Genomic DNA, 366 nt, shown 5'->3' on the forward strand with positions numbered 1-366 from the left:
TGCGTCGGGCACGTGCGGCGGCTTCTTCGCGGCGAACTCCTTCCTCAGGACGGGGACGACCTCCTCGCCCAGGATGTCCAACTGCTCCAGGACGGTCTTGAGCGGAAGGCCGGCGTGGTCCATGAGGAAGAGCTGACGCTGGTAGTCCCCGAACAACTCCCGGAAGCCCAGAGTACGGTCGATGACCTGCTGGGGACTGCCCACGGTCAGCGGCGTCTCCCGGGTGAACTCCTCCAGGGAGGGACCACCACCATAGACCGGCGCGTTGTCGAAGTAGGGGCGGAATTCGTTGATGGCGTCCTGGGAGTTCTTGCGCATGAACACCTGGCCGCCCAGGCCGACGATGGCCTGGTCGGCTTGGCCGTG

At 65.8% G+C, this 366-nt stretch carries 1 pseudogene; it reads right to left on the reverse strand.

Annotated features, from left to right (window positions below):
• Positions 1-366 (reverse strand): annotated as a pseudogene (locus DSY14_RS28295) (5,10-methylene tetrahydromethanopterin reductase); the annotation flags it as partial.

Source organism: Nocardiopsis sp. MG754419, from assembly GCF_018207095.1.
GTDB lineage: Bacteria > Actinomycetota > Actinomycetes > Streptosporangiales > Streptosporangiaceae > Nocardiopsis.